This window comes from Bradyrhizobium zhengyangense, assembly GCF_022012555.1.
In the GTDB taxonomy this organism is placed as follows: Bacteria; Pseudomonadota; Alphaproteobacteria; order Rhizobiales; family Xanthobacteraceae; genus Bradyrhizobium; species Bradyrhizobium zhengyangense.
On record NZ_JAKLTZ010000004.1, the window covers coordinates 809028 to 834533 of the forward strand.

The 25506-nt window shown below is 64.6% G+C and carries 25 protein-coding genes; 14 read left to right on the top strand and 11 right to left on the bottom strand.

Annotation, left to right across the window (positions count from 1 at the left end; all coding sequences use genetic code 11):
• Positions 1-65: 65 nt before the first annotated feature.
• Together L6639_RS19345 and L6639_RS19350 are read right to left on the bottom strand one after the other, a co-directional pair.
• Entirely contained in the window at positions 66-1448 is a 1383-nt protein-coding gene (locus L6639_RS19345; RefSeq protein ID WP_237863209.1) for a tetratricopeptide repeat protein, read from the bottom strand.
• Positions 1449-1579: 131 nt separating this feature from the next.
• Entirely contained in the window at positions 1580-2344 is a 765-nt protein-coding gene (locus L6639_RS19350) for a tetratricopeptide repeat protein (protein WP_237863210.1), read from the bottom strand.
• Positions 2345-2413: 69 nt separating this feature from the next.
• Here L6639_RS19350 and L6639_RS19355 point away from each other — a divergent pair, with 69 nt between their 5' ends.
• Entirely contained in the window at positions 2414-3991 is a 1578-nt protein-coding gene (locus L6639_RS19355; protein ID WP_237863211.1) for a cation:proton antiporter, read from the top strand.
• Positions 3992-4145: 154 nt separating this feature from the next.
• On the opposite strand, the gene L6639_RS19360 is transcribed toward L6639_RS19355, so the two are convergent.
• Together L6639_RS19360 and L6639_RS19365 are read right to left on the bottom strand one after the other, a co-directional pair.
• Positions 4146-4952 (bottom strand): SDR family NAD(P)-dependent oxidoreductase, encoded by an 807-nt coding sequence (locus L6639_RS19360; protein ID WP_237863212.1) that lies wholly within the window; start codon positions 4950-4952, stop codon positions 4146-4148.
• A gap of 71 nt (positions 4953-5023) precedes the next feature.
• Complete coding sequence (locus L6639_RS19365; protein ID WP_237863213.1) at positions 5024-5503, bottom strand: hypothetical protein; 480 nt, start codon at positions 5501-5503, stop codon at positions 5024-5026.
• 193 nt (positions 5504-5696) lie between these two features.
• On the opposite strand from L6639_RS19365, the gene L6639_RS19370 reads away from it, so the two are divergent.
• The gene (locus L6639_RS19370) at positions 5697-5999 is read left to right on the top strand and encodes a hypothetical protein (RefSeq protein WP_237863355.1); all 303 of its coding nucleotides are present in this window, start codon (positions 5697-5699) and stop codon (positions 5997-5999) included.
• Between the two features lie 170 nt (positions 6000-6169).
• Here L6639_RS19370 and L6639_RS19375 read toward each other — a convergent pair whose 3' ends face one another.
• Positions 6170-7384, bottom strand: a complete 1215-nt coding sequence (locus tag L6639_RS19375) for a hypothetical protein (protein ID WP_237863214.1) — start codon at positions 7382-7384, stop codon at positions 6170-6172.
• 53 nt (positions 7385-7437) lie between these two features.
• The gene (locus L6639_RS19380; protein WP_237863215.1) at positions 7438-8064 is read right to left on the bottom strand and encodes an NUDIX hydrolase; all 627 of its coding nucleotides are present in this window, start codon (positions 8062-8064) and stop codon (positions 7438-7440) included.
• A 72-nt stretch (positions 8065-8136) separates the two neighbouring features.
• On the opposite strand from L6639_RS19380, the gene L6639_RS19385 reads away from it, so the two are divergent.
• The 7 genes from L6639_RS19385 to L6639_RS19415 all read left to right on the top strand — a co-directional run bounded on the left by L6639_RS19385 (position 8137) and on the right by L6639_RS19415 (position 15456).
• Positions 8137-8565, top strand: coding sequence for a PaaI family thioesterase (locus L6639_RS19385; protein WP_237863216.1), 429 nt, complete (start codon positions 8137-8139; stop codon positions 8563-8565).
• Between the two features lie 154 nt (positions 8566-8719).
• Positions 8720-9730 carry an aldo/keto reductase gene (locus L6639_RS19390; RefSeq protein WP_237863217.1) on the top strand — a complete coding sequence of 337 codons (1011 nt, stop codon included), beginning with the start codon at positions 8720-8722 and terminating at the stop codon, positions 9728-9730.
• A gap of 16 nt (positions 9731-9746) precedes the next feature.
• Positions 9747-11060 (top strand): tetratricopeptide repeat protein, encoded by a 1314-nt coding sequence (locus L6639_RS19395; protein ID WP_237863218.1) that lies wholly within the window; start codon positions 9747-9749, stop codon positions 11058-11060.
• 32 nt (positions 11061-11092) lie between these two features.
• Entirely contained in the window at positions 11093-11911 is an 819-nt protein-coding gene (locus L6639_RS19400; protein WP_237863219.1) for a CoA transferase subunit A, read from the top strand.
• Complete coding sequence (locus L6639_RS19405) at positions 11911-12654, top strand: CoA transferase (RefSeq protein ID WP_237863220.1); 744 nt, start codon at positions 11911-11913, stop codon at positions 12652-12654. Before L6639_RS19400 ends, L6639_RS19405 begins: the two co-directional genes overlap by 1 nt.
• Before the next feature lie 225 nt (positions 12655-12879).
• On the top strand, positions 12880-13458 hold the full coding sequence (locus tag L6639_RS19410) for a hypothetical protein (RefSeq protein WP_237863221.1): 579 nt from the start codon (positions 12880-12882) through the stop codon (positions 13456-13458).
• A 144-nt stretch (positions 13459-13602) separates the two neighbouring features.
• Positions 13603-15456: a sensor histidine kinase gene (locus L6639_RS19415; RefSeq protein WP_237863222.1), complete on the top strand. Its 1854-nt coding sequence runs from the start codon at positions 13603-13605 to the stop codon at positions 15454-15456.
• A gap of 5 nt (positions 15457-15461) precedes the next feature.
• Here L6639_RS19415 and L6639_RS19420 read toward each other — a convergent pair whose 3' ends face one another.
• Entirely contained in the window at positions 15462-17060 is a 1599-nt protein-coding gene (locus L6639_RS19420) for an oleate hydratase (RefSeq protein ID WP_271607957.1), read from the bottom strand.
• Positions 17061-17212: 152 nt separating this feature from the next.
• Between L6639_RS19420 and L6639_RS19425 the strand changes: the two genes are divergently transcribed.
• From L6639_RS19425 to L6639_RS19435, 3 genes are all read left to right on the top strand, one after another.
• Positions 17213-17560, top strand: a complete 348-nt coding sequence (locus L6639_RS19425) for a DUF3088 domain-containing protein (protein ID WP_237863224.1) — start codon at positions 17213-17215, stop codon at positions 17558-17560.
• Between the two features lie 84 nt (positions 17561-17644).
• Positions 17645-18220, top strand: a complete 576-nt coding sequence (locus L6639_RS19430; protein WP_237863225.1) for a cysteine hydrolase family protein — start codon at positions 17645-17647, stop codon at positions 18218-18220.
• A 113-nt stretch (positions 18221-18333) separates the two neighbouring features.
• Complete coding sequence (locus tag L6639_RS19435; protein WP_237863226.1) at positions 18334-18639, top strand: hypothetical protein; 306 nt, start codon at positions 18334-18336, stop codon at positions 18637-18639.
• A gap of 34 nt (positions 18640-18673) precedes the next feature.
• Here L6639_RS19435 and L6639_RS19440 read toward each other — a convergent pair whose 3' ends face one another.
• Genes L6639_RS19440 through L6639_RS19450 form a run of 3 tightly spaced genes read right to left on the bottom strand, consistent with a single transcriptional unit; the run spans position 18674 to position 21348 of the window.
• The gene (locus tag L6639_RS19440; RefSeq protein ID WP_237863227.1) at positions 18674-19945 is read right to left on the bottom strand and encodes a flavin monoamine oxidase family protein; all 1272 of its coding nucleotides are present in this window, start codon (positions 19943-19945) and stop codon (positions 18674-18676) included.
• A gap of 4 nt (positions 19946-19949) precedes the next feature.
• The gene (locus L6639_RS19445) at positions 19950-20666 is read right to left on the bottom strand and encodes a RibD family protein (RefSeq protein ID WP_237863228.1); all 717 of its coding nucleotides are present in this window, start codon (positions 20664-20666) and stop codon (positions 19950-19952) included.
• Positions 20667-20688: 22 nt separating this feature from the next.
• Positions 20689-21348, bottom strand: a complete 660-nt coding sequence (locus L6639_RS19450) for an FABP family protein (protein ID WP_237863229.1) — start codon at positions 21346-21348, stop codon at positions 20689-20691.
• Positions 21349-21587: 239 nt separating this feature from the next.
• Here L6639_RS19450 and L6639_RS19455 point away from each other — a divergent pair, with 239 nt between their 5' ends.
• Together L6639_RS19455 and L6639_RS19460 are read left to right on the top strand one after the other, a co-directional pair.
• Positions 21588-23612, top strand: coding sequence for a hybrid sensor histidine kinase/response regulator (locus L6639_RS19455; RefSeq protein WP_417281630.1), 2025 nt, complete (start codon positions 21588-21590; stop codon positions 23610-23612).
• 290 nt (positions 23613-23902) lie between these two features.
• Positions 23903-25138 carry a pepsin-like aspartic protease gene (locus L6639_RS19460; RefSeq protein ID WP_237863231.1) on the top strand — a complete coding sequence of 412 codons (1236 nt, stop codon included), beginning with the start codon at positions 23903-23905 and terminating at the stop codon, positions 25136-25138.
• A 69-nt stretch (positions 25139-25207) separates the two neighbouring features.
• Here L6639_RS19460 and L6639_RS19465 read toward each other — a convergent pair whose 3' ends face one another.
• Complete coding sequence (locus tag L6639_RS19465) at positions 25208-25456, bottom strand: hypothetical protein (protein ID WP_237863232.1); 249 nt, start codon at positions 25454-25456, stop codon at positions 25208-25210.
• Positions 25457-25506: the final 50 nt, after the last annotated feature.

Sequence of the window (25506 nt, forward strand, 5' to 3'; positions counted from 1 at the left end):
CGGTTCAAGCTGAAAAGGGAGGTGTATAGCCTCCCTCTCCTCGTTCTTAGGGTGGAGACGCGAACCTAGCCTTCCATCGCATTCAACCGCTGCAGCCGGTCCTGCATGACCTTCTTCAGATCGTAGCCGGGGCGGCGGAAGCTGGCGTCGCGGGTGGCGAGGAACTCGTGCTGGGATTTGCGCAGGTCGGCGGCCGCGCGCCGGTTCATCGATTTCAGCACGCGCTCATAGGCCTCGGCGAGCTGGCGGTCGAGCGCGCCCAATTGCGGATCGGCGCAGATCACCTTCTCCACCTCGCGTTTGGCATAGGTGCAATCGAACGACGGGCCGTTGCCGGAATTCGCGGCCAGCGGGCTCGGGGCCTCGGCGCCGAACCTGGCGATCTCCGCCATCATGGCGCGGCGACCGTCTGCGGCGTTGGTGTTGCCGGGATCGAGCCGCAGCGCGGTCTCGTAATCGGCCAGCGCCTTCTTGCGCTCGCCCATCTTCGAGTAGAGCACGGCGCGGTTGTTGTAGGTCTTCGCGAAGTCAGGATCGAGTTTCAGCGCGGCCTCGTAGTCGCTGAGCGCCGCACCGAACTCACCCTTGTACTGGTAGGAATCGCCGCGGTTGGTGAAGAAGTTCGCCCGCGGCGCCAGCCGCAGCGCCTGGTCGTAATCGGCAATCGCCTTGTCGTAGTCTTTCATCGCGGCATAGGTGAGCCCGCGATTGTCGTAATATTCAGGCACTTTCGGATCGAGCCTGATCGCCTCGTTGTCGTCGGCGACGGACTTGTCGAGCTGGCCGAGCTTCTGGTAGGCCGCGCTGCGATTGGTGTAGCTGCGCGCCCGGTTCGGATCGAGCCGCAGCGCCTCGCTGAGATCGGCAACCGCCTTGTCGTTGTCGCCATTGAGATAGTGGGTCGCGCCGCGGTCGGACCAGGCCTGTGCATAATCCGGCTTCAACTTGATGGCCTGGTCGTAATCGGCGATCGCGCGATCGTAACGGTGCTGATTGGTGTAGGCGATGCCGCGCTGCTCATAGGCTTCGGCATCTTTCGGATCGAGCTCGATTGCCTTGCTGAGATCGGACGTGGCGCGATTGAGATCGCCGCCCGCTTCGCGCAACAGATTGCCACGCAGCCGCCAGGCCCGAGCATTCTTGCCGTCGAGCGCGATGGCGCGGTCGATGTCCCGCAGCGCCTGCGTGAGGCCGCCTGAGGTCTGCACATTTGCGTCGGCCCGCACCAGCAGCGCCGCGACGCGGTCGGAATTCGGATTCGAGGTCTGGTCGATGATGGCGCTGCACGCGGAGAGGATTTCGGCGGGAGCGGCCCTGCTGTCCATCACGCAATCGGCGGCGGATGCCGGGGCGGCGATAGCGAGGCTGATCGCCGCGCCGAGAAGGAAGGCGCGCAGCCGGCTATTTGCAATCGGGAATGTTTGCGCGGAAGAACGCGGGCCGCACATGGCGATAACTCCGTGACATCAGGTTTTCCCGTTGTCGCGGCGGGCCAAGATTCGGTTCAAGTTGCAGTCCGTTAGGGACGGATCGCCGCCCAGTCTCCCTCGCCCCGCTTGCGGGGAGAGGCAAAGAAGCCTCAATACCCGTCCACCCCGTTCAGCTTTTGCAGCCGGTCCTGCATCGCCTTCTTCAGATCAAAGCCTGACCGGCCAAACCCGGCGTTGCGGCGGGCGATGAAGTCGTCCTGCTCGCGCTGAAGCTTCTTCGCCTCGCCCTCGTTGCGCGCCTCGCGGATCACGCGCGCATTGGCGGCATAGACCTCGCGATCGAGATCCGCGAGTTCGCGATTGGCGCAGATCGCCTTCTCGACGGGACGGCGCGCGCCGGCACAATTGAAGCTGGGCTTGCCGGCCACCGCCATCTGGGCACCGATCCGCTCGAGCTCGCGCGCGATGGCCTTGTGATTAGCCTTGGCCTTTTCGTGGTTCGGATCGATCCGCAGCGCTGCGCCGAAGTCCTGCACCGCCTTGGGCTTGTCACCCTTCTTCAGCCAGAGCTCGCCACGCGCGTTGAGGACGTCGGCCAGCGTCGGATCGAGCAGCAGAGCGCGGCTGTCGTCGGCAATGGCGCGGTCGATCTGGTCATGCCGCGCATGAAGCGCGCCGCGCGCGACCAGCGCCTTGACCAAATCGGGCTTGGCCGTCTTCTCGTTGTCGATGACGGCGGCGCAGGCCGGGCCAGCCTTGTCCATGTCATCGCCAGCGGCCGCAGTGAGGCACGCCGCGACGTCGATCTGCGCGACGGCGGCCGGCTCGCCGCCGGTCGCGGCATGGGCCGCACCGGGCAGGACCGCCGAAAGCGCAAGGGCTGCTGACATCTGAATGAGTTTTTGAAAACGCATGCTCGTCGTTGTCGAAAGGCTTGCCTCGAGGCCGCACTATCCATCATACGGCCGGATTGGTGCTAGCTTGTGGCGCCGCTCGCATCGGTTTCGGGGATCGTCGTGTCGACATTCGAATGGATCATCGCGCTTCTGCTCGGCGCCGTTGCCTTATCGGCGCTGGCGCGGCGGATCAAGGTCCCCTATCCGACCTTTCTCGCCATCGGCGGCGCACTGATTGCCTTCGTGCCGAACAGCCCATCCTGGACGCTCGATCCAGGCCTGGCATTGGCCCTTTTTGTCGCACCGGTGCTGCTGGATGCGGCATTCGATACGTCGCTGCGCGACCTGCGCAAGAACTGGGTTCCGGTCTCGACCCTTGTCGTGGCCGCAGTCGGCCTGACCACGGTGGGCGTGGCCTATGTCGCGCATCGGCTCTTCCCCGACATGCCCTGGGCCGCCGCCGTGGCGCTCGGCGCCATCGTGGCGCCGCCGGATGCCGCGGCTGCCGTCGCGATCCTGAGCCAGGTGAAGCTGCCCTATCGCATGGTCAAGGTGCTCGAGGGCGAGAGCCTGCTCAACGACGCGAGCGCGCTGCTGATCTATCGCATCGCGGTCGGCGCCGTCGTCATGGAGCACCTGAAATGGAGCAAGGTCGCGCCGACGATCGCGCTCGGACTGGTCGGCAGCGTGCTGGCCGGCCTAGTTGCGGGGCGCATCATCCCGCCGATCATGGAGCGGGTGCGAGAGGTGCCGAGCGCGATCATCGTGCAGTTCGCCACCACCTTCCTGATCTGGATCGGAGCGGAGCATCTCGGCCTCTCCGGCATCCTCACCATCGTGGTCTATGCCATCACCATTGCGCAATCGGCGCCGGCGCGCATACCGGCGCGGCTGCGGGTGCCGTCCTACGCGGTGTGGGAGACGACGGTGTTCGTCCTCAACGTGCTCGCCTTCATGCTGATCGGCATGCAGATGCGGCCGATCTGGGCGAAGCTGGATACAGACGTGCGCTGGGAATATTGCGTGGCCGCGGCGTGGATCCTGGCTACCGTCATCCTGGTCCGGCTGCTCTGGATCACGTTCTACCGCACCACGTTGCGCCTGTTGATCGCAAATGGGATCTATCACCCGAAGGATCCGAAACAGGTCGCTTCGCCCAAAGGCGGCCTCATCATCGCCTGGTGCGGCATGCGAGGCCTCGTCACGCTCGCTACCGCCTTCGCGCTGCCGGAAAATTTCCCCTATCGCGACTTCATCGTCTTCATCGCCTTCGCAGTGGTGCTGGGCTCGTTGGTGGTCCAGGGCCTGACGCTGCGGCCGCTGATTCTTGCCTTCGGCCTCAAGGACGACGATCCTGTTGGCATCGAGGTCGCGCGCGCCCGCGCCATCGCCTATCGCGCCGCGCTCGATGCGATCGAGGACGATCCCTCGGAAGAGGCTGAAATCCTCAGGCTCGAATACCGCGCCATCCTGATGCAGGCCGATGACGATCCTCGTGGCGGCATCCCCAACGGCGAACTGCCCGCCGATCCCCTGCGCCGCCGCGCCATCGAGGCCGCGCGCAAATCGATCTTCCACCTCCGCACAACGGAAGTAATCGGGGATGATGCGTTTCACCGGCTCGAGGAGGAGCTCGATCGCGCGGAGTTGAGCGCTGGGGGATGATGTGATCCGTCACCCTGAGGTGGCCGCTTCTTCAGCGGCCCTCGAAGGGCGACGGCCCGGCTGCATCGTGGCCGTTCATCCTTCGAGGCTCGGCACCCCGCGCGTTGCGCGGAGTAACTCGCACCTCGGGATGACGGATCTGGAGCGGTGCTAATTAAGCCCCCGCCTTGCAGGTGATTCCGCCGTCGACCACGAGCTCGATGCCCGTCACATATTTCGACTCGTCCGACGCCAGAAACAGCGCGGCATTGGCGACGTCGAACGCGTCGCCCATGTGGCCCATCGGCACCTGCGCATCGCGGGCGCGCCACATCGCTTCGACATCGCCCTTGGCGTAGCTGTTGGCGAGGCCGGCGGAATGCTCCACCATCGGCGTCTTCATCAGGCCGGGCAGGATCGCGTTCACCCGCACATGATGCTTCGCGAACTCGATCGCGGTGGTGCGCGTCATCTGGTTCATCGCCGCCTTCGAAGTGCCGTAGGTGACGTAGGAGATGCCCATGTGGCGGATCGAGGCGATCGAGGAGATGTTGATGATCGAGCCGCCGCCCTGCTTCACCATGACCGGAATGACGTGCTTCATGGCGAAATAGGCGCTCTTGAGATTGACGGAGAAGACGCGGTCCCAGCTCTCCTCGGTGACCTCGACCACGCTGCCCATCTCGGCAATGCCGACATTGTTGTCGAGCACGTCGATGCGGCCATAGGCCTTCAGGCACGCGGCGACCATCGCCTCGATCTCGGCCGGCCGCGAGACGTCCGCCGTGAACGCGGTCGCCTTGCCGCCTTCGCCGGCGATGATCTTCGCAGTCTCCTCGGCGGCAGCGCCGTTACGATCGACGCAAAACACCTGCGCGCCCTCGCGCGCAAAGGTCACCGCGGTCGCCTTGCCATTGCCCCAGCCGGGCCCGATCGAGCCGGCGCCCACCACCATCGCAACCTTGCCCTTGAGCCGGTCCATCGCGCGTTCTCCCTGATTGTTATTCTTGTAGCGCGCCTTGCCGTTACTGGCAGGCCGTCACTGGCAAGTGCTTACTGGAACGTCATGTCCAGGCACTTGGAGATGTCGGAACCGAGGCCCGAGGAGATGGTGATGCAGCCGCGGATCTTCTGCGCGGTCATGTCGGCCGCCCAGATCGAATAGCCGCCGGGGCCGAAGAACGAGTTGGTGTTCGGCGGCTCGGTCTCGGTCGCGTCGAAATCATAGTGACCGTCGGCCTCGAAGATGCGCGGCCGCTTGGTGCAGCCGCCGTCGGTCTGGACGTTGATGACCTCCTTGTTGTCGCGGGTCAGCGCCAGCGAGACCTGGCAGCGGAAATATTCCGAGGTCCTGGTATTGAAGAGATAGGTGTAGGACTTGCAGGTCGCGGTGTTGAGCTTGCCCGGGGCAAGGCCACGGCTGCACGAAATCCGCTGGTTGTGGCTGAGCTGGTAGTCATCGGCCCGGGCCGCCGGCGCAAGTGCCGTCAGCGACGTCATGGCAATCCAGCAAATTTTTACGACGTGACGCATTCGAATCATCCCCACCAATATCTTTGTCGTGTTGCGTTCTAGACCGAAAGCGGAACATAGTCGCGAGGGGACGAAGGGAAAATCACAAACTGCTGGTCAAGACGTGATGCGCTGCGGCGTCATCGCGGATTGACCCGGACGCATCGTTCGTGATTTGTTCAAACGGGCACCCCGACAATGGGGAGGATGGATGATGGCATTTTCAATCAAGACATTTGCAATCGCAGCCGTGCTGGGCGCGTTCGCCGCCCCCGCTCTCGCGCAAAACGCGGCAACGCCGTGGGAGCTGAAGCCGGACACCGGCTATGCCTATGACAAGGAAGGCAAGACCTTTTCCTACAAGATGGGCACCAGCAATGCCGGCGAGCTGTTGAAGGGCGCCAAGAAGGTGCCGAAGGGCACGCTGTTCTTCATCGGCCAGAACGGCCAGCTCTACATGCGCAGCGGGCAATATCTGGAAGGCGACGGCAGGTTCAAGTTCGGGCCGGACCAGTAGGGGGCTAAAGTGGCGGGCAACGGCGTCGTCACACTCTCGGTGTCATCACCCGCGAAAGCGGGTGATCCAGTATTCCAGAGACCGTTGTGATCGAATCGAGAGGCCGCGGCGTACTGGATGCCCCGGTCAAGCCGGGGCATGACAGAAGGGAATGCGGCAGGCCCGTCGTCCTAGAACGCCGCCGCCAGCTCCCTTGCGCCGGGTTTGCTGCTGTTCGAGTCCATCCGGTCATCCGTCACCGCCAGCAGCTTCGCCACCGTGTTGTGGCGGATCGCGACCGGATTGCGTTCGTAGCCGCTGCGCTGGAAGAAGTTCGAGGTCGGCACCTGCTCGCGCATCGCCTGCGGCATCGTCACCATGTCGAGGCCGGTACCGTCGCCGGTGAGGTTCATCATCTCGAGCTCGGCGGCGGTGAGCGGACGGGTGTAGCCCTTGGCGCGGGCGAACAGCACCGAGGTCAACAGCTTGTGGGTTTGCAGCATCGGCCCGATGTCGACGTCCAGCACCATCGCATGCATGGCCCAGCCCTGCGCGCTGTCGCCGATCTTCTCGTGCTCCGACCAGGAGTCCGGCACCGACTTCGCATGCGCCACCATCTTCCTGAGAACGGTGAGCTTGTGCTCGAGCGCCTGACGCGCCGGACCTGAGGTGCGCGCCACCTTGTCGGACAGTGCGCGGATCAACTCGTGGCCCTGCTCGGCCAGGAGCTCGACGCTGTTGGTGGTGAGCAGCTGATTGTAGCCCATCGCGGTCGAGATCGCGCGCTTGCCGCCATGTTCGATGCCGGCCTGCACGTCGTAATTGCCGGTGCCGCCGGTCTCGAAGGAATAGACCCGCACCGCCTGCTCCCGCGTCAGCCCCGAGGCGAGTGCGTAGCGCGCATAGGCGCGCTTGAACTCGACCTCGTTCGTCGGCCGCTGCGGTGTGAATTGATAGAGATCCTGCGCGGCGCGCAGCAGATCGGAGGCCACCGGCAATGGCTTGCGGGGCGGACGCTCCGGTGTTTCCTCCGGCTCCGGGTTCACCGGTCGCTTCGGCCCGGTATAAACCGGCGGCTGCTCCAGCACGTAATCGTCGAGCGTGATCTGCTGCCCGCTGCGCCGCTTGGCGTTGCGGCCCTTTCGCTTCTCCGAGACCTGGCTCCAATAGGCGCCGGCCTCCTGGTCGAAGGCACCCCTGATAGCCTGATACTCAGCGAGCTTGCGGCGATATTCGAGCACGGCCGGCGAGGCACCGCCTTGCGCGAAAAACTGCGACAGGAGCTGGGCGTTGGCATTGCTGACGGCCGGCGGCAGCGCGTCGGACTCACCGCCACGCGCGGCGGGGACGAGCAGAACGAGCGCGAGTGGAACCAGCGCCAGATGTGTTCGAATCGAATGATGCATGCTGCCCTCTTAGCAGGCATCCGGTAACCGTCACGTTAACGCGCCGTTTACCATCATTTCCAGGCGAAAACCGGCTGTTCCAGGTCGGTGACGCGGGTCTGCCGCCCTGCCAGGACCTCGCGGAACTGGTAGATCAGCGCCGCTGTCGGCGCGTGGATCAGGCTCATCTGGTGGTGGAAGCGAATCACACGGCGGCTGCTTTCGGGAATCGCGGTGAAGTCGAAGGCGTCGTCACGCTCGATCGTGTCGAGCGCGATGCGATGGACGGAGGCGACCTCGTCCGGGTTCGGCGTGAGCGCAGCGCTCTCAGTGGCCCACACCACGACCGGTGTGATCAGATAGCCGGAGCGCGTCGGATAATCGTCGAGCAGGCCGAGGACGGCATCGGGTGGAAGCCTGAGCGCAAGCTCTTCGTCGAGCTCGCGCAGCGCCGCCTCGACCGGCGTCTCGCCGGCATCGCAGCGGCCGCCGGGTAATGCCCATTGACCGCGGTGCGAGCGCAAACTCGATGCGCGCCTCGTCAGAAGAAATGCCGTGTCGTCGCCGTCACTGGATGCGGTCAACGCCAGCACTACGGCGGCGCGCTTCAGCGCCGAAGGCTCGGCCACATCAGGCAGCCGCGCAAAGGACGCGCAGGCGGCTGCGATATTCCGTCTGGTGGCATCGCTGAAAGTTCTCATGATGCTTGACTACACCAGGACCGCATCTGATGAAACGAGAAGAGATCATGCGTTGCAGGGATGGACGGAGCGATGACGAGCAAGGCCGCAGCAAAGCTCAAATCAGATGGCTGGACCATCCTGGAGACCACGGGCTTCATGCACCTCGTCGGCCCCCTGTGGGAGCGTAAGGTCGACGGCCGACACGAGTTCGCACTCGCCACCGAAGACAAGCATCACAACCGCCGCGGCATGGTGCAGGGAGGCGTGATGATGACGTTCGCGGACCGCACCTGCGGCATGACCGCCCGCTATGTCTCCGGCAAGGACTACATGGCGACGGTTCAGCTCGATACCCATTTCGTCGAGGCCGGCCAGATCGGCGACATCCTGATCTCCCGCCCCCGCGTGGTGCGCTCGACCCGGAGCCTGATCTTCATGAGCACCGAGGTGACCGTGGACGAACGCTGCGTCGTGATGGCCAATGGCGTGTTCAAGATCTTGAAGGGGCCGGCGGCATAGCCAGGCTGCCACGACTGTCACCCCGTCATTGCGAGCGCAGCGAAGCAATCCAGCATCCCTCTGCGGACGCATCTCTGGATTGCTTCGCTGCGCTCGCAATGACGGGCGTAGCTGGCTATGGTGCCTCACAACAGGAGCATCGAGGAAACAGCCCATGCAATACCGCCAACTCGGCCGCTCTGGCCTGAAAGTATCGCCGATCTGCCTGGGCACCATGATGTTCGGCGGGCCGACGGATGAGGCGGCATCAACGCGGATCATCGCGAAAGCGCATGACGCCGGCATCAATTTCATCGACACCGCGGACGCCTATTCGAAAGGCGGCTCCGAAGAGGTCGTGGGACGCGCGATCGGCAACACCAGGCACGCCTGGGTACTCGCGACGAAACTCGCCAATCCTATGGGCGACGATCCCAATCGCGTCGGGCTGTCGCGGCGCTGGGTGTTGCAGGCAGCCGAGGAGAGCCTGAAGCGCCTCGGCACCGACCACATCGACATCTATTATCTGCACAAGGAAGACCATGCGACGCCGCTGGAGGAGACGGTGCGCGCGATGGGCGATCTGATCCGATCAGGCAAGATCCGCTATTTCGGCGTTTCCAACTACCGCGCCTGGCGCGTCGCCGAGATCTGCAACATCTGCGACCGGCTTGGCATCGACCGTCCCGTGGTCAGCCAGCCCTATTACAATGCGATGAACCGCATGCCCGAGGTCGAGCATTTTCCGGCCTGCTCTTTTTACGGCCTCGGCATCGTGCCCTATAGCCCGCTGGCGCGCGGCGTGCTCACCGGCAAGTACAAGCCCGACGCCGCTCCGGACAAGGACACGCGCGCCGGCCGCAACGACACCAGGATGATGCAGACCGAGTGGCGCCCGGAGTCCCTGCAGCTCGCGCAGGAGATCAAGGTTCACGCCGAGAAGAACGGCATCACCGCCGGCCAGTTCGCGGTGGCCTGGGTGCTCAACTCCGCGTTCGTCTCGTCGATCGTCGCAGGCCCGCGCACCGAGGAGCAGTGGGACGGCTACATCAGCGCGCTCGACTATCGCGTCACCGCCGAGGACGAGGCTTTGATCGACCGGCTCGTGGTGCCGGGCCACCCGTCGACGCCGGGCTACAACGACCCGGCCTATCCGATCGAAGGACGTCGCGCGCGGACGGCTTGAGCTTTCGGAGACAACGATGCCGCTTGAGGACCGCTACGGCCTGCCGCTCTCCACCACCTCCGACGATGCGGCGTCGGCCTATCGCGAAGGCGTCGATCTCATGCTCGCGGGGTGGACCGGCACGGCGGAAGCGCTGGAGCGCGCGATCGTTGCCGATCCGGATTTGGCGCTCGCCCACATCGCACGTGCCCGCGTGCATGCGTTCTACCAGCAGGGCGATCTCGCCCGGCAAAAGGCGGCGGCCGCGCGCGAGCTCGTCGCCATCAGCGGCACGGAACGCGAGCGCTCGCATGTCGAGACGCTGGCGCTAGCGATCGAGGGCCGGTTGCCCGACGCGATCGCCGCGATGCGCAAACATGTCGACGCATGGCCGCGCGATGCCGTGGTGCTGTCGCTGCCGCTCGGTGCGTTCGGCCTGTTCGCCTTCTCCGGCATGGCCGATCATGACCGCGCGCGGCACGAGCTGTGCGAGCGCGTCGCGCATCACTATGGCGAGGACTGGTGGTTTCTCACCATGTCCGGCTGGGCGATGACGGAGAATGGCGACGTCGCGCGCGGCCGGAAAGTTACCGAGCGCGGCTTTGACCTCCGCCGGGCCAACGCCCATGCCGCGCACGCTGTGCTGCACGCGATGTTCGAGGACGGCTCGATCGAGGACGCCGATCGTCTCGTCGAGGAGTGGATACCGACCTATGGCCGCGAGGGCATTCTGCACGGCCATATCCTCTGGCATCAGGCCCTCGGCGCGCTCGAGCACGGCGACGCGACGCGGGCGCTGCAAATCTATGCCGACGTGCTGCAGCCCTCCGCCACGCAAGCGCCGCCGCTCAACGTGATCACCGACAGCGCCTCGCTGCTCTGGCGCCTGTCGGCCTACGGCCATGCCGTACCGAAGGGGCTCTGGGCCGAGGCCGACGCCGCCGCGCAAAAGCTCTTCCCGAAATCCGGCCTGCCCTTCGCCGACGTCCACATGGCGCTGTTTGCAGCCGCAACGCAAAACCGCGAGGCGCTTGCGGCGCGCCTTGCCGTGATCGAGCAGCGGCTGACCGATGGCAAGTTGCCGGCCGGTCCCGTGGTGCCCGCGATTTGCCGAGCACTCGCGGCCTTTGCGGATGAGAACTACGCCGCCTGCGTGCGCGAGCTTGCACCGGTCCTTAACGAGGTCGTCCGCATCGGCGGCAGCCACGCGCAGCGCGAGTTGATCGAGGACACGTTCCTCGTCGCCCTGATGCGCGGCGGCGAGCTGCCGCGCGCCCGCAACCTCCTCGACACCCGCCTGCACCGCCGCCCCTCCTTGCGCGATACGCGCTGGCAGACGGCGATGGCTTGAGGCAGGATGGAGAAAACCGGCTGGAGGACGCCATGACCGAGATCGTTGGGCTGGAGGCGCTGGCCGCGCGCGTTGGGCCCGGCCAATCGCTGGCCATTCCTGTCGATGGCTCGGGCGTGGCAATGGCCGCGACCGCGGCGATACTCGAAACAGGCATAAGCGACCTCAAGCTGATCTGCGTGCCGATCTCGGGCCTGCAGGCCGATCTCCTGATCGGCGCAGGCTGCGTCGCCTCGCTGGAGACCAGCGCGGTGTCGCTGGGCGAGGCCGGCGGCGCGCCGCGCTTCACCGCCGGCGTCAAGAGCGGCGCCTTCACGATGCGCGACTCCACCTGCCCCGCGATCTATGCCGGCCTGCTCGCCGCGCAGAAAGGCGTGCCGTTCATGCCGATCGCCGGCATCATCGGCAGCGATCTGCTCAACGTGCGGCCGGACTGGCAGGTGATCGACAGCCCCGTCGGCGAGGCGCGCAAGGTCGTCGTGGTGCCCGCGATCTCACCCGATGTCGCGCTGTTTCACGCGCCCGAGGCCGACCGCGCCGGCAATGTCCGCATCGGCCGGCATCGCGAGCTCGCCGACCTCGCTTATGCCGCAAAGCGCACGCTGGTCACCGTGGAGCGCATCGTCGATCGCAATCTGCTCGAGAGCGAAGACTCCGCCGCCGGCGTGTTGCCCTCGCTCTATGTCGACGCCATCGCAGTCGCCGAGCGCGGCGCCTGGCCGCTGGCGCTGTGGGACGAATATCCGGCAGACGAGGCCGAGATCGCGCGCTACGCGGCGATGGCGCGCAGCGAGGACGGCTTTCGCGCTTACCTCTCGGCGTTCCTGACCCATCGCAAGCAGGTGGCCTGATGTCGGCCGATCGCGAGCGGCGCGAGATCCTGATTGCCACCATTGCCGATCTGCTCGACGGCATCCGACACGTTGCGGTCGGCGCGTCGTCGCCGATCCCCGCGGCCGGCGCCATGCTGCTGCGCGCCCGCAACGAGCTCTGTGGCAAGCCGCCGGTGCGCATCTCGATTCTGGGATCGCAAGCGCACAACTTCTTCACCAATGGCGGGATCGAGCTGTTCGACTGTGCGGCCCAGGGCCGCGTCGATGCCTTCTTCCTGGGCGGTGGCCAGATCGACGGCCAGGGCAACATCAACCTGGTCGGCACCGGAGACTATCCCACAAGCCACGTGCGCTGGCCCGGCTCGTTCGGCTCGGCCTATCTCTATCATCTCATTCCGCGCGTGATCCTGTTTCGCGAGGAGCATTCCCCGCGGGTTTTCGTGCCCAAGGTCGATTTCGTCAGTGCCCGCGCGATCACACCGGAGGTGCCGCGGCGCGGCGGCCCCTACGCACTGCTGACCAACATGGCGCTGTTCGACTTCGACCGCGAGGCGGGCGGCTTCGCACTTCGCTCCGTGCACCCGCCCTTCACCCCGGCCGATATCATGGAGAACACGGGCTTTGCCTATCGGGAGCCGGAGGTGGTGTGCGAAACGAAGCGGCCGGATGCCGCCACGCTGGCGCTGCTGCGGGGGCGGATTTTCGACGAGCTGGCCGAAACTTACCCGGCCTTTGCGCGGACCATGATGCGGGCCGCGTGACACCTCTCCCTCGCCGCCACGAAAAAAACATCGGCCTGGCGACAAGTGCCTGCTAGAGCGGGTTGGGGCGATCGGGGCGAATCGCCGATGGGTGGCGCGGTGGTATTCCAGACGGGCTTGGTCGAACACTTGGTCGGGCAAACCGGATCGCAACCAATTTGCGATTCGATGGTTAGTGGACGGAACTCTCGCCCGTCCATGGCCCCCTGGCACATGAGCCCGACGATGCGCCTGCCCCGACCGGTTCTGGCTGCAATCCTCGTCTTTCTCGCAAGCCCTTGTTTTGCCGAGTCTTCCACGGCGATTTCGGTGAACAATCCGCCGGCCCAGCGAAATTCGCTTGTCGACATGCTGGCGCTGATGTCCGGCCACTGCAAGACGCTGAAGGTCGCCGGTCGTCCCTTTGCCTGCAAGACCGTGGCCTTCGCCCATGACGACAAGGGCCGGGTCAATTTCGCCGTTGCCGTCGACGACCCCAGTGACGAGAACCACGTCGTGTCGTTTTCCGGCGAGAACGGCAAGCGGGCCGACGACAATTCTTACGAGTTGCCGATCGACCGCATGCTGCTCAACTCCAAGAGCCGGCCAAGGGTCGACGGCCTTCCGGTACCGGCAGAGCAGACCTCCAGGGGCGTCTGCCGCCAGACCGGCAATTTCGCCGCCAGGAAGGTGAACGACGTCACTTGCTCGGCGACCGACAATGAGGGCCGGACATATGAGCTGCTGTTCGTCTCTGACGGTAAGCCGGTGAGCGTGCGCCGCATCAGGCAGTCGTCGCATTCGATCCAGGACCCGTTCAAGTAGCAGCGGCCCCTCGTCACGCCGCTTGTTCATCGAGCCTCGACACGCATCCTGTCGTTGAAACTCCGCTTTAGGCGGGTATGCTTCTTTCGTGCATCCTCAGGAGGAGGCCCGATTGCAACCCGAGGCGGGGCCGAGCGTCCAGCAATGCGTATCATCACCGGGCTTGCGCGCATTCTCATCGTCCTTCTGTCCGCCTGCCTGTCACGTGAATGCGCCGCCGACGGCCCCCGACAGCGCTCCATCCTGGTGCTGGAAGAGGCCGATTTCCGCTCGCCGTTCTACTCCGAAATCTTTGACGGCATCCGCGCCGTCGCGAAACAGAACGGCAATATCGACACGGTGATCTACGGCGAAAGCCTCGATCTCCCCCGCTTCCCGGGACCGGATTACGAAGAGAGTCTCGTCGACCACCTCAAGACCAAATATGCGCGCCGACCGATCGACGTCGTCGTGTCGATCGGCGTCGCGTCGGCAAAGTTTCTCCAGAAGCGGAAGCAGGACATCTGGCCGGCCGCACTCGTCGTGTACGGCCTCGTGCCCGATCTGCCGGAGGTGCGCGCGGTGTTCCTGCCCAACACCACCGCCGTTTTTTCAAGAGTGAAGCCGACCCATCTCCTGACCGCAGCGCGCGCCGTCGTTCCCAACCTGACCCGTGTCGTCCTTGTCGGCAGCGCCTGGTCGAATCCGCTGGTCTATGGACACTGGAAGCAGGATTTCGCGGCTGCGATGCCCGGTCTCGAGGTTACCGATCTCTCGGGCACTGTGCTGCGCGAAGTGCGCAAGCAGGTCGCCAACCTGCCCGAAGGCTCCGCGATCCTGACTTCGGCCATGTATTCCGACGGCGAAGGCACCTACTATTCCCCGGCCGCCGCGCTCACGCGCATTGCCGAAAGCACGAACCGGCCGATCATCATCACATCCGATACGCTGCTCGGAAAGGCGGGCGTGGGCGGCTTCCTGCTGCTACCCGACATCATCGGACGAGAGGCCGGCGCTGTCGCGATGCGAATTCTCGATGGTGAAGCGCCGGCGAGCATCCCGCCCTTCAACGGAAACAACGTCAAGCCGATCTTCGACTGGCGAGAGCTCAAACGCTGGAATGTCGACGAATCCAATCTGCCTGCGGGCAGCGAGGTGCGCTTCCGCGTACCGAGCTTCTGGGAACAGTATTACTGGCACACCATGATCGTCACGGGCGTGCTGCTGACGCAGGCGCTGATGATCACCATTCTGCTGCGCGAGCGCCGCCTACGTTTCCTAGCGGAAGTCGAGGCACGTCAACGCATGTCGGAGCTCGCCCACATGAACCGCCGCGCCACCGCCGGCGAGATGTCCGCCTCGATCGCACACGAGCTGAGCCAGCCGCTTGCCGCGATCCTGCTCAATGCCGAGACGGCCGGGCAGATGCTGCAGGACTCCGCTCCCGACCTCGGCGAAATCAGCGACATGCTGGAGCACATTCGCCGCGACGATCAACGGGCCAGCGAGGTCATCGGCCGGCTGCGTACGTTTCTGAAGCGAGACCCTACCGAACGGCGCGAGATCGACCTCAATGCGACCGTTGATGAGGTGTTTCGCTTTCTCTCCGTGCAAGCGCTGACCCACGATGTCGGGCTCACGACGGAGCCGTCATCGGCCGGCATCCGCGTCAAAGCCGACCGGGTCCAGCTCCAGCAGGTCATCCTGAACCTGGTCGTGAACGGCATGGATGCGGTGGCGCATCTTCCGGCAGACCGGCGCCGCGTCGTCGGTCGAACAAGCCTCGCCGAGGGCAATCATGCCGTCGTCTCCATCGCCGATTCGGGCGACGGCATCCTTGCCGAAAAGGTAACCGAGATCTTCAAGCCGTTCTTCACGACCAAGGCGCAAGGCATGGGCATCGGTCTGTCGATCGCCCGCACCATCGTCGAGGCGCATGGCGGCCGCATCTGGGCCGAGAATGCACCGTCAGGCGGCGCGGTCTTTCACGTCAGCCTGCCACTGGTCGCGTCGGGATAGTTCGATCACGCGAACGCCTTCTCCAGCGTCGCGAAGATCACGGCGAGCGACTTGTCATGGCGGGTCACGGCTGGAATCGGGCGGTCGATCTTCATCAGTTGATAAACCGCCATCTGCGCCGCGCGCACCGAATATTCGACGGTGAAGACGACATCGTCGGGAATCTCGACGAACTGACTGACGAAAGCGAGGTTCACCGAATTTTTCGGTACCGGCAGCGGCCGGTCGGTCACGTGCCGCGGCATGAACATGCTGGTGATGTAGGGCATGCGGCAGGGAATGCAGATCGCGTCCTCGAATATTGCGCGGTCGAAATTCAGATGACCGCAGAGCTCTTTCAGGATGTCGGCGCCACCGCAATCCGACATCGGCTTGGCGACGAAATTGCCGATGCGATCGGGATGCAGTGCATAGCCCCAGAACACCTGGACGTTCTTGGGCTGACCGAGGAAATGGGGCTGATGGTAGAGCACGACCGACATCAGCCAGCTGGAATCCTTGAAGGTCACAAGCCCGCCGGTACCGGCCCTGTTGCCGGAGAAGGCTCCCATCTGGTCGAAGAAGCGCGGGTCGCGGCAGGTCCCGGTGAAGGACAGCCAATAGGATTCGGGGATCGAGGTGTTGAACGCCGAGGGATTACCGAATTCGGGACGTCCTTTGGCGATCGTCTCCCAGAGCGCCCAGCCCTGGCTGTCATTCTTCGTCAGGCATGGCGCGGGCTCGGCCATGGTGCCGAGGCTCGAGGCATCCGTCATCGAGCCGTTCTGGAAGAACACGAGGTCGCCGTCCTCAAGGCGGACATTGGCGGCGCGGCCATCACGGTCCAGCACGAGCTGGCGCACCCGCAGCTTCTCGCCATTGGGCTCGAACATCATGTCGGTGACGCGCGTCCCCCGCACGAATTGCACGCCCTGCCGCTTCAGCCAATCCTCGAGCGGCCGCACGATCGCGTCATACTGATTGTAGACCGTGCGCTTGACGCCGGCGAGCGTCTCGATGCGCGGGAACTCGTTCATGAAGCGGTGGAGATAGCGCTTCAGCTCGACCGCACTGTGCCAGGGCTGGAAGGCAAAGGTGGTCTGCCACATGTACCAGAAATTGGATTCGAAGAATCCCGGCGACAGCCAGTCGGTGATGCGGCTGCTCCCGAGCGTCGCCTCCGACGCTTCGGTGAGGCGCAACAACTCGAGCCGGTCGCCGGCGGTGAAGCCCATATGCGAGACGTCGATCTTGAAGCGGTTGCGGTCGACCAGCCGCGCGCGCGAATGCGCCGGGTTCTCCTCGTTGAAGGCGACGGTTTCGTCGCGCACGCTGTGGCCCGGTCGTTCGAGCGAGGGAATGTCCGACAGCAGGTCCCAGGTGCATTCGTAATGGTCGGTGGTAAGCATGCGGCCGCCACGCAGCGAATAGGCGCCATTCGGAAGCAGCGCACCGTCGAGGCTGCCTCCGACCAACGGCTGCGCCTCGTACATCAGGATGTCGCGCCCCGACAAATTCGCGTCGCGAATCAGGAACGCCGCGCCTGCGAGCGATCCGATGCCACCGCCGATGAAATACGCCTTCATGCCTTGCCTCGATTGCAGTCCGATTGATCGGCGCGACATTGCATCCGATAGCGACGAGGAAAGTTGCGCTGGATCAAGCGCGGCGGAGGGCGCACTTCAAATCGAAGTGAGCGCTCGCACCTTGCGGTCCGCGAGCCGGTCGTGGCATGGAGTCCTCCCGCGACGGCCTCGATTCCCTTTCGGAGCGCTCCATGACGCGTGACCGCCTGTTTTTGCTGCGCCAGGGGTTCGAAGACCCTGCCCTTCCCGGCCGCCGCTTCTTTTGCTGGCACTGCGCGCTGATCGAGGGCCTGCTCACCTCGTTTCCGGCACTGGCCGAAAAGCTCGACGTCGAGCGCATCGCGTGGCCGAAGCCTCGGCAGGACGTGATCGCACTGATCGGTGAAGACAATCAGTGGCTGCCGCTGCTCGTGCTCGCAGACGGGACCACGTCGCCGCATCAGACCGGCAGCCATCAGGGGCGCGCCTTCATCAACGACAAGGATGCCATCATTGCCGCGCTGTCGGAGCGCCACGGCTTTCCCGAGCCGCACCCGTGAGGCCGTCCCGAAACGAGGGATAATCGGCATTGCCTGAGCTGGCGAACGCCTCGCATAGTCCGCAAAACTGCGGAATCTGTCGCCATGCCCCATCCCCTCCCCGCTCTCATCGTTGTCGACGTCCAGCGCGCATTCGACGAATGGGAGGCCGCGGGCAAGCGGCGCAACAATCCGGATGCGGTGGCGCGCATCGTTGATCTGCTCGCGGCGTTCCGGGCCAGCGGCGCGCCGATCTTCCATATCCGCCACGAAGGCACCAAGCCGAACTCGACGTTCCTGCCCTCGCGTTCCGGCTACACCGTCAAGGAGGAAGCGCGCGAGCAGGGCGGCGAGCCCGTGATCGTCAAGCGCGTCAACAGCGCCTTTATCGGCACCGACCTCGAGACGCGCCTGCGCGCAGACGACATCTCAACGCTCGTGATCTGCGGTGCCACCACCAATCATTGCGTGGAGACGACGACACGCATGGCCGGAAATCTCGACTTCGATGCGCAGCTCGTGCGCGATGCCACCTGGACATTCGATCGCGTCGGCCCCGATGGCGAGACGCATTCGGCCGAGGACATCCACGCGATGACGCTGTCGAATCTGAACGGCGAATTTGCCCGCATCGTGACCGCAAGCGAAGTGATCGCCTCGCTCGCAGCGGTGCGACAATAAATCTCAGCGCGATTTCGCGGCGGCGATCGCGTGCGTCGTTTCGACGCCCGCTCTCACCGGAACGCGAATAGAGCCCATCTGTTGTCACTCGATATCTCAACTGGAGTGATGACATGAAGTATCTCTTTGTCGCGATGGCTATCGGCGCTGCTGCGCTCACCGCGACGGCAGCCAACGCGGCCGGCAGCGGCAAGGCCAGGTCGAATGCGCAAGTTGGCCGATCGACCGACATCAGCGCGCAGCACAGACATGGCCATCACGGCTATCGCCAACATCATTGGCGTCCGCATCATCACGGCTATTATCGGCCGCACCATCGCAGCTATGGTTACTATCCCCGCCACCATGGCGGCCCCTACGGCTATTACGGCGGCCGCGGTCCCGGCGTGACGTTCAGCTATGGCGGCAGTCGCTGGTGACACGACAGGCCCGCAGAGATGCGGGCCTTCTTTCTCAACGCTGCAAAATGATCCCTGCCGTTTCCAGGCCGCTCGCAAGCGCAGCCTCGACCGTTCCCATGTCGCGACCGCGATAGAGCGCCTCACCGGAAAACAAGATCGAACCATCGGCGCACGCGAGAATCTCTTGCGCCGCCCGCGTCCGCGGCGTCGCCCAGGAATAGGCGCCACGGGCAAAGGGATCATTCGCCCAGTTGGCAGCGGCCGCCGCCACGAGGTCCCGCGCAATCTCCTCGCGCGGGAGGCCGAATATGGCGGCGAGCGAAGCGATGCCGGCATCGATCAGCCCTTGCTGATCGAGATGCGCCAGCCCCGCCGTTCGCGGACCACCGAACCATCCCGTCAGCACGGGATGCTGATCCGGATGACGCGTCCACCATACGGGAATGGTCTCGTCCGACAGCAGGAAAAGCATGTCGGCAAGCTCTCCGCGCCGCTCGCGCCACCATGGCCGCTTGAACCGCAGCAGGATCTTGATGACGCCGCCAAAGCCGATGTCGTCTGCAGCTCCCGCCGTCTCGCGCGCGGCCGCGGGCAGCGCGATCTCGCGCAATAGCGGCAGCGGCACAGTGAGGATTACCCGATCGCAGACTTGCAGCTCACCGCCGGCACAACGGACGATGACCTTGTCCCCGTTCTCCTCGATGGCGGTGACCACCGCACCGAGACGAACGACAACGCCGGACTTGCGGCACTCCGCGACAAGAAAATCGATCAGGCCGCCATAGCCGCCGTCGAGGCGCGCCTGCGTCGCATGTCCGTCATTCATCCATTCGTCGCGCAGCGCCAGCGTCGAGGCGCGCGCGGGGTCGGCCGCATCATAGCCCTCGACCATGCGTTCGACCGCGTGCCGCAACGGCGCGTGCTGCGGTTCGGCAAAATGCAGGCGCAGGAAATCGGCGACGGTGAGATCGTCGGTCAGATCCTTCACGGCCGCATGAAGCTGTGGGTCGTAGGGTTCGCGCGGGTTCTCTCGCGAGAATGTCGTGCCGTCGAAGCTCCATTGCGCGCCGCCGATTCCGCGCACCGTCAGCGCCGCCTCGCGCGCCAGGCTGCGCGTCACCGGCGCCTCGCCATGGACGAACTCCGCGCCGCCATCGGCTGCATAGCCGAATTCCGCGGCCGGCAGCGGATGGATACGTCCGCCGCAGCGCTCGCGCGCTTCCAGGATCGTGACCCGTCTTCCCGCGCGCGCGAGCTCGCGGGCCGCCATCAGGCCGGCCGCGCCCGCGCCGACGATGACGATGTGCTCCGAACTGTCTGGCATGCTGCTATTGGCGCGCGGGATCGTTCTGGATCAGATAGCGCAGCAGCAGGACACCGCCGCCGAGATCCCGCGAGCTCTCCAGCGTCATCGCAGTGATCGGCGCGCGCTTGTCGTGATCCTCCTCGGCAGAATCGAACACGAAAGGCGCGCCCCTGGCACCATCGATCGCGGGGCTGAGGATCAAATTGAATTCGTCGATCAGGCCGGCGCGCAGGAATGCGCCATTGGCAACACCGCCGCCTTCGACCAGCAGGCGCTTGACGCCCAGCTCGCGATTGAGGATCTCGACCGTCAAGGCGAGGTCGATCTCGGACTTGCCCGCAAAAATGTAGGACACGCCCTCACCGCGCAGTCCGGCCAGATGCGAATCCGGCACGCTCTCGGTCAGCACCACGACGATGGGATCGCCGCCGATATCGGAGCGGCCCCAGCCGATCTTGCCGTGCGCATCGAGCACGACGCCGTAGGTCTTGATATTGGAGGTCTTGGCATCGCCCCGCGCGAACCAGTTTTCGCGCGGAAATCTTTCGCTCGTCTCGGGATAGGCTTTGCCCTTGGCGAACTCGGAGCCGGTGACGCGGCCGATCACCCAGGCATCGCCGCCAAGCTGGTCATGGATCTTCTCGAACCAATCGGTGCCGGCGCCCTTCGGACGCCAGCGGCTGGGATGGGTGCGGCCGTCGAGGCTCGAATGCATCAGGCAGATGACGTAAGGCTTCATGCAAGATCTCCGCGCCAGCTTCTCAGGCCGGCTTGTTGCCCCTCTCGCGATCGTTCACGATCACCGCGAGCGGATTGAGTTTGGGCGGCGCGACCAGCCGAAGCGTATTGCTGTCGTGATGATTGAACGGGGCGCCGCGGACGAACAACTCGGTCTGGATCTGATAGCTCCAGCTGCCATCATCGTTGAAGGTGATGTCGCAACGATAAGAGTCGGTGCGGAAGGCCTGTTCCAGGAAGTCGGTCGAGCAGATCCCGTAAGTCGTGTCGCCGCGTTTCGCCGTGACGGAGATTTTCTTGTCGTCCGGCTTGGCCTTCCCCGAGGCGAGCAGCACCTGCCCGCGCGGAATCGCCAGCGTCTGCATGATCAGCCCGGTCGCCGCCTCCCACAGCCAATAGCCGACCTGGTCATGGAAGGTGATGTCTTCCTCGGGCGTGTTGATGTGAATGTGATAGCGCAGGCCATAGAATAATTGAGGCCCATTGGCCTGCGGGTCGATCGGATCCATCCTGATGTGCTCGATGAAGGTGCGCCGCTCCGGCCCTTCCGCCTTCGGATTGATGTCGATGCCCTTGTCGGCCTGCCAGGTGCCGGCGAGCCGGCGCAGCGGCCCGAGATTGGCAAGACTGTCCGGAGAAACGTCCTCGGGCTCGGTGAAGATGTCGGCAGGAATGGGGAGCATGGAGACCTCGCGTCGTTGCGCGCAGCAGCAATAGCACACGGGCAGCGCGAAACACCTGTCATGGAACCGGAAGGCTGCCCCGCGCGTTGTGGGGCCTTGAGTACGAGCCCTCGAAATCGGGCTCGAATGGGCAAGGACGCCCATGTCTCGCGTCGCAAGGGGGGCCGGTGCTGTCGGAGAAGGCTACTCGGCAGTCGACTGATCTGGGCTTCCTCGCCGATGGTGGCGAGCTGGGTGCGATGATGCGCGCCCTCGACTGGTCGGGCTCGCCACTCGGCCCTCCCAACCAATGGTCCCGGGCGCTTAAAACGACGGTCAGTATGTTGCTGGCCGCACAGGCCCAGATCGTGCTGTTCTGGGGCCCCGATTACGTCGCGCTCTACAACGACGCCTATGCGCCTGGCATCGGTGCCAATCACCCCCGTGCGCTCGGCCGGCCCGCGATCGAGAATTGGGGCGAGCTGTGGGACGATCTCGAGCCGCTGCTGTCGGGCGTGCGCCAAACGAGAAAGACCTTCGCGGCCAAGGATCGTGCCTTCTATGTCGAGCGCCATGGCTATGGCGAGACGAGCTATTGGGACGTCTCCTACTCGGCGGTGCCTGACGATGACGGTTCGGTTGGCGGCGTGCTCTGCATCGTCTCGGAGACGACCGAGCGCGTTCTCGGCGAGACGCAGTTGCGGGCGAGCGAAGCGCGTTACAGGGAGTTGAACGCGACGCTCGAACAGCGCGTGGCTGAGCGCACTGCCGAACGTCATCTGCTCGCCACCATCGTGGAAACCACCGACGGTCAGATCCAGGCACTCGATCTCGATTATCGCTGGCTCGCCATCAACGCATCCTGCGCCGACGCCTATCAGCGCATCTATGGCAAGCGGCCGAAGATCGGCGATTCCCTGCACGAATTCCTGGCCGACCGGCCCGAGCATCTCGCGGCGGCGACGGCCATCTGGAGCCGCGCGCTGGCGGGCGAAGCCTTCACCAGCATTGAGGAGTTCGGCGATATCAGTTTCGACCGCCGCGTCTACGAAATGAAATTCGAGTCGCTGCGCGCGCCTGACGGCACGCGGATCGGTGCGTTCCTGACCGGGATCGACGTGACGGATCGCCTGGAGGAGCAGGCGCGGCTGGCGCAAGCCGAGGAAGCCCTACGTCAGGCCCAGAAGATGGAAGCGATGGGCCAGCTCACCGGCGGCGTCGCACATGATTTCAACAATCTGCTGACGCCGATTGTCGGCCTGCTCGACATGTTCCAGCGCAAGGGCATCGGCGGCGAGCGCGAGCATCGCCTCATCGCCGGCGCTGCACAGGCGGCCGAGCGTGCCAAGACGCTGGTGCAGCGCCTGCTTGCTTTCGCCCGCAGGCAGCCGCTTCAGGCCGTTCCGGTCGATATCGGCCGGCTCGTTGCCGATATGGGCGAGCTGATCTCAAGCACGACCGGACCGCAGATCCAGGTGACTGTCGACACGCCCGAAGGACTGCCGGAGGCCATGGCCGATCCCAACCAGATCGAGATGGCGATCCTGAACCTCAGCGTGAACGCGCGCGACGCGATGCCCGAGGGCGGCAGGCTGAGCATCTCGGCCAAGGCCCGGACGGTCGAGCGCGCGCACGGCGCAGACCTCGTGCCCGGCACCTATGTCTGCATCTCGGTTGCGGATACCGGCATCGGCATGGACGAGGAGACTCTGGCTCACGCCGTCGAGCCGTTCTTCTCGACCAAGGGTATCGGACAAGGCACCGGTCTCGGCCTCTCGATGGTCCATGGCCTCGCCTCACAGCTCGGCGGGGCGCTGACGATCAGGAGCACCGTAGGGGCAGGCACGACAGTTGAGTTGTGGCTGCCGGTTAGCCACGCTGCCGCTGGCGCGACCGATGCTGAGCCGCAGACAAACCTGCGACCACTGCCAGCCGGCACCGCACTGCTGGTGGATGATGAGCCGCTGGTGCGCATGAGCACCGCCGAGATGCTGCGCGAGCTCGGCTATCGTGTCGTCGAAGCAAGCTCCGCGGAGGACGCGCTCCAGCGCGTCAAGGACGGCCTGCGACCGAACCTGCTGATCACCGATCACCTGATGCCCGGCATGAGCGGAACGGATCTCGGCCTGGCGCTGCGCAACCAGTACCCCGAGCTCCAGATCCTCGTCGTATCAGGCTACGCCAATAACGAAGGCATCACGCCGGATTTGTCGCGGCTGACAAAGCCGTTCCGGAGCGATGAGCTGGCGGCGAGCCTGGCCAACCTGACGAAGGCGGTTCGGTAGGACCGCACGGCAATCTCCCGACCGTACCCCTCGCTGCAATCTGAACAATATGCCAGGCCTCTCATCGCGTTGACGTTGCGCGCCCCAAATTCCCGCCCTATGCTGGATCCTGCCTCGGGGCTCAGTCCCGACGGCATTTGGACGATCGATTTTGATCTCGCAATTCATACGAAACGCCTGACGCTCCTCAGGCCCCCGACTGCGGAGCGCACCGCCAGCAACCACTGAGAATTTCGCCCCAACTCGATTGGGCGCGGCAACGCCGCAACATGTCGCCAGAGAGGTCCGTGATGGCCAAAGCCACGACGACTGCCTACCTGCCAAAGGCCCTGGTCGCTCCGCAATTGACGCACCCCATCTTCAGCGCCGCAGCGGCCCTCGGCGGAAAAATCTCGGCAACCACAGTGCGGATGCCGATCACCAATGTTCTCAACGACGGCGATTACAGCGGCAAGATCTATGTCGGCGCCAAGAAGGTCGAGATCGACGTGCTTCTCGATACCGGCAGCAGCACGCTCGCGGTGGACGGCCATTTCTACGACCCCACCAAGGACAGCGCAGCCAAGCTGACCAAGATCGGGCAGGAAGTTTCCTACCAGGATCGCAGCCGCTGGGTTGGTGGCATCGTGCAGACCGACATCACCGTCAACTCCGCTCACCCTCTCGTCCTGCCGAAGGTCCATACGGCCGTCGCGTATCATGCGACCGAGGAGATGTTCGGAAAGTCACACGGCGGCATCCTCGGCCTCGCCTATACCAGGCTCAACGACGCCTACACGATGCCGGGCAAGACCATTCCGCCCCACTACACCTACAACGAGATTCAGAAAGGCCACCGCACCTATATCGAACCGTACTTCTCGCAACTCGAGGCCGCGGGCCTAGTCGCCAACAAGTTCGCCTTCTACACGCTGCGCTCGATGGTCAACAAGACGACGGCGAAACCCGAGAGCGATCCGATCAACAACGGATTTCTCATCCTCGGAGGCGGCGAAGAGCAAACGGATCTCTACGAGGGCGCCTTCCAGCTCGCGCGCGTGGTTCACGATACATTTTACAATGTCAATCTGAAGTCGGTCACGGTCGGCAAGACCGCGCCTGTCCAGGTGACTCCACCGACCAAGGCAAGCCACGATCCGTCCAACGCCATCGTGGATAGCGGCACCAATGGAATCTATCTCGACAGACCCGTTTTCAAGGAGGTCCTCGCCCGCTACAGGTCGCTCGGCCTCGATGATGAAATTCACGCCGGATATCTGCCGATGAGCAAGCTCAAGCTGGCCGACTGGCCGGTGCTGACTTTCGTCCTGGAAGGCGCGCTCGGCAGCGACGTCACCCTGGAGGTCGCGCCGCAAACCTATTGGCAGACCAATGCCCCGAAAGCCGGCCACGCCTCGCTGGTCTTCTACACCGGCGACGGCCCGTCGATTCTCGGGCTGCCCTTGATGAACAACTACTTCACCGTGTTCGACCGCTCGGTCAACAAAGGCCTCGGAGTTGTCAGCTTTGCTAGGATCAAGCCATGAGCTGACGCCGGCCCGGTGTGAGGCAGGCTCTCAGGCCGCCTCGCGTGCCTCAGGCCAGCCTCGCGTGAATTAAGCCGCTTCGCGTGCCGATGCCGCGCGCTGCTCGAGCATGCCGATCGTCGCGACCAGATTGTCGCGTCTCACGCGAAGGTTCGCCGCGAGCGGCGGATAGGTCGGCTGTTGCGCGTCGAACACTCCGGCCTTGGCCTCTTCCTCGAGAATGTCGGTGTTAAGCAGCCGGACGCGCCACCACAAATCGGCGATCAACGCATCGAGCTTGAGTTCTCCTGCTGCACCAGAACGGGACACTTCCTGCATCACTTGCCTCAACCTGAAACGGCCTCGCTGCTGAGGCCTGGCTTTGATGC

Coding starts and splice junctions, on each gene's coding strand:
- L6639_RS19345 (WP_237863209.1), bottom strand. CDS start 1,448: ATGTGCGGCCCGCGTTCTTCCGCGCAAACATTCCCGATTGCAAATAGC.
- L6639_RS19350 (WP_237863210.1), bottom strand. CDS start 2,344: ATGCGTTTTCAAAAACTCATTCAGATGTCAGCAGCCCTTGCGCTTTCG.
- L6639_RS19360 (WP_237863212.1), bottom strand. CDS start 4,952: ATGGACCGGCTCAAGGGCAAGGTTGCGATGGTGGTGGGCGCCGGCTCG.
- L6639_RS19365 (WP_237863213.1), bottom strand. CDS start 5,503: ATGCGTCACGTCGTAAAAATTTGCTGGATTGCCATGACGTCGCTGACG.
- L6639_RS19370 (WP_237863355.1), top strand. CDS start 5,697: ATGGCATTTTCAATCAAGACATTTGCAATCGCAGCCGTGCTGGGCGCG.
- L6639_RS19375 (WP_237863214.1), bottom strand. CDS start 7,384: ATGCATCATTCGATTCGAACACATCTGGCGCTGGTTCCACTCGCGCTC.
- L6639_RS19380 (WP_237863215.1), bottom strand. CDS start 8,064: ATGAGAACTTTCAGCGATGCCACCAGACGGAATATCGCAGCCGCCTGC.
- L6639_RS19385 (WP_237863216.1), top strand. CDS start 8,137: ATGACGAGCAAGGCCGCAGCAAAGCTCAAATCAGATGGCTGGACCATC.
- L6639_RS19390 (WP_237863217.1), top strand. CDS start 8,720: ATGCAATACCGCCAACTCGGCCGCTCTGGCCTGAAAGTATCGCCGATC.
- L6639_RS19395 (WP_237863218.1), top strand. CDS start 9,747: ATGCCGCTTGAGGACCGCTACGGCCTGCCGCTCTCCACCACCTCCGAC.
- L6639_RS19400 (WP_237863219.1), top strand. CDS start 11,093: ATGACCGAGATCGTTGGGCTGGAGGCGCTGGCCGCGCGCGTTGGGCCC.
- L6639_RS19405 (WP_237863220.1), top strand. CDS start 11,911: ATGTCGGCCGATCGCGAGCGGCGCGAGATCCTGATTGCCACCATTGCC.
- L6639_RS19410 (WP_237863221.1), top strand. CDS start 12,880: ATGCGCCTGCCCCGACCGGTTCTGGCTGCAATCCTCGTCTTTCTCGCA.
- L6639_RS19415 (WP_237863222.1), top strand. CDS start 13,603: ATGCGTATCATCACCGGGCTTGCGCGCATTCTCATCGTCCTTCTGTCC.
- L6639_RS19420 (WP_271607957.1), bottom strand. CDS start 17,060: ATGTCGCGCCGATCAATCGGACTGCAATCGAGGCAAGGCATGAAGGCG.
- L6639_RS19425 (WP_237863224.1), top strand. CDS start 17,213: ATGACGCGTGACCGCCTGTTTTTGCTGCGCCAGGGGTTCGAAGACCCT.
- L6639_RS19430 (WP_237863225.1), top strand. CDS start 17,645: ATGCCCCATCCCCTCCCCGCTCTCATCGTTGTCGACGTCCAGCGCGCA.
- L6639_RS19435 (WP_237863226.1), top strand. CDS start 18,334: ATGAAGTATCTCTTTGTCGCGATGGCTATCGGCGCTGCTGCGCTCACC.
- L6639_RS19440 (WP_237863227.1), bottom strand. CDS start 19,945: ATGCCAGACAGTTCGGAGCACATCGTCATCGTCGGCGCGGGCGCGGCC.
- L6639_RS19445 (WP_237863228.1), bottom strand. CDS start 20,666: ATGAAGCCTTACGTCATCTGCCTGATGCATTCGAGCCTCGACGGCCGC.
- L6639_RS19450 (WP_237863229.1), bottom strand. CDS start 21,348: ATGCTCCCCATTCCTGCCGACATCTTCACCGAGCCCGAGGACGTTTCT.
- L6639_RS19455 (WP_417281630.1), top strand. CDS start 21,588: ATGATGCGCGCCCTCGACTGGTCGGGCTCGCCACTCGGCCCTCCCAAC.
- L6639_RS19460 (WP_237863231.1), top strand. CDS start 23,903: ATGGCCAAAGCCACGACGACTGCCTACCTGCCAAAGGCCCTGGTCGCT.
- L6639_RS19465 (WP_237863232.1), bottom strand. CDS start 25,456: ATGCAGGAAGTGTCCCGTTCTGGTGCAGCAGGAGAACTCAAGCTCGAT.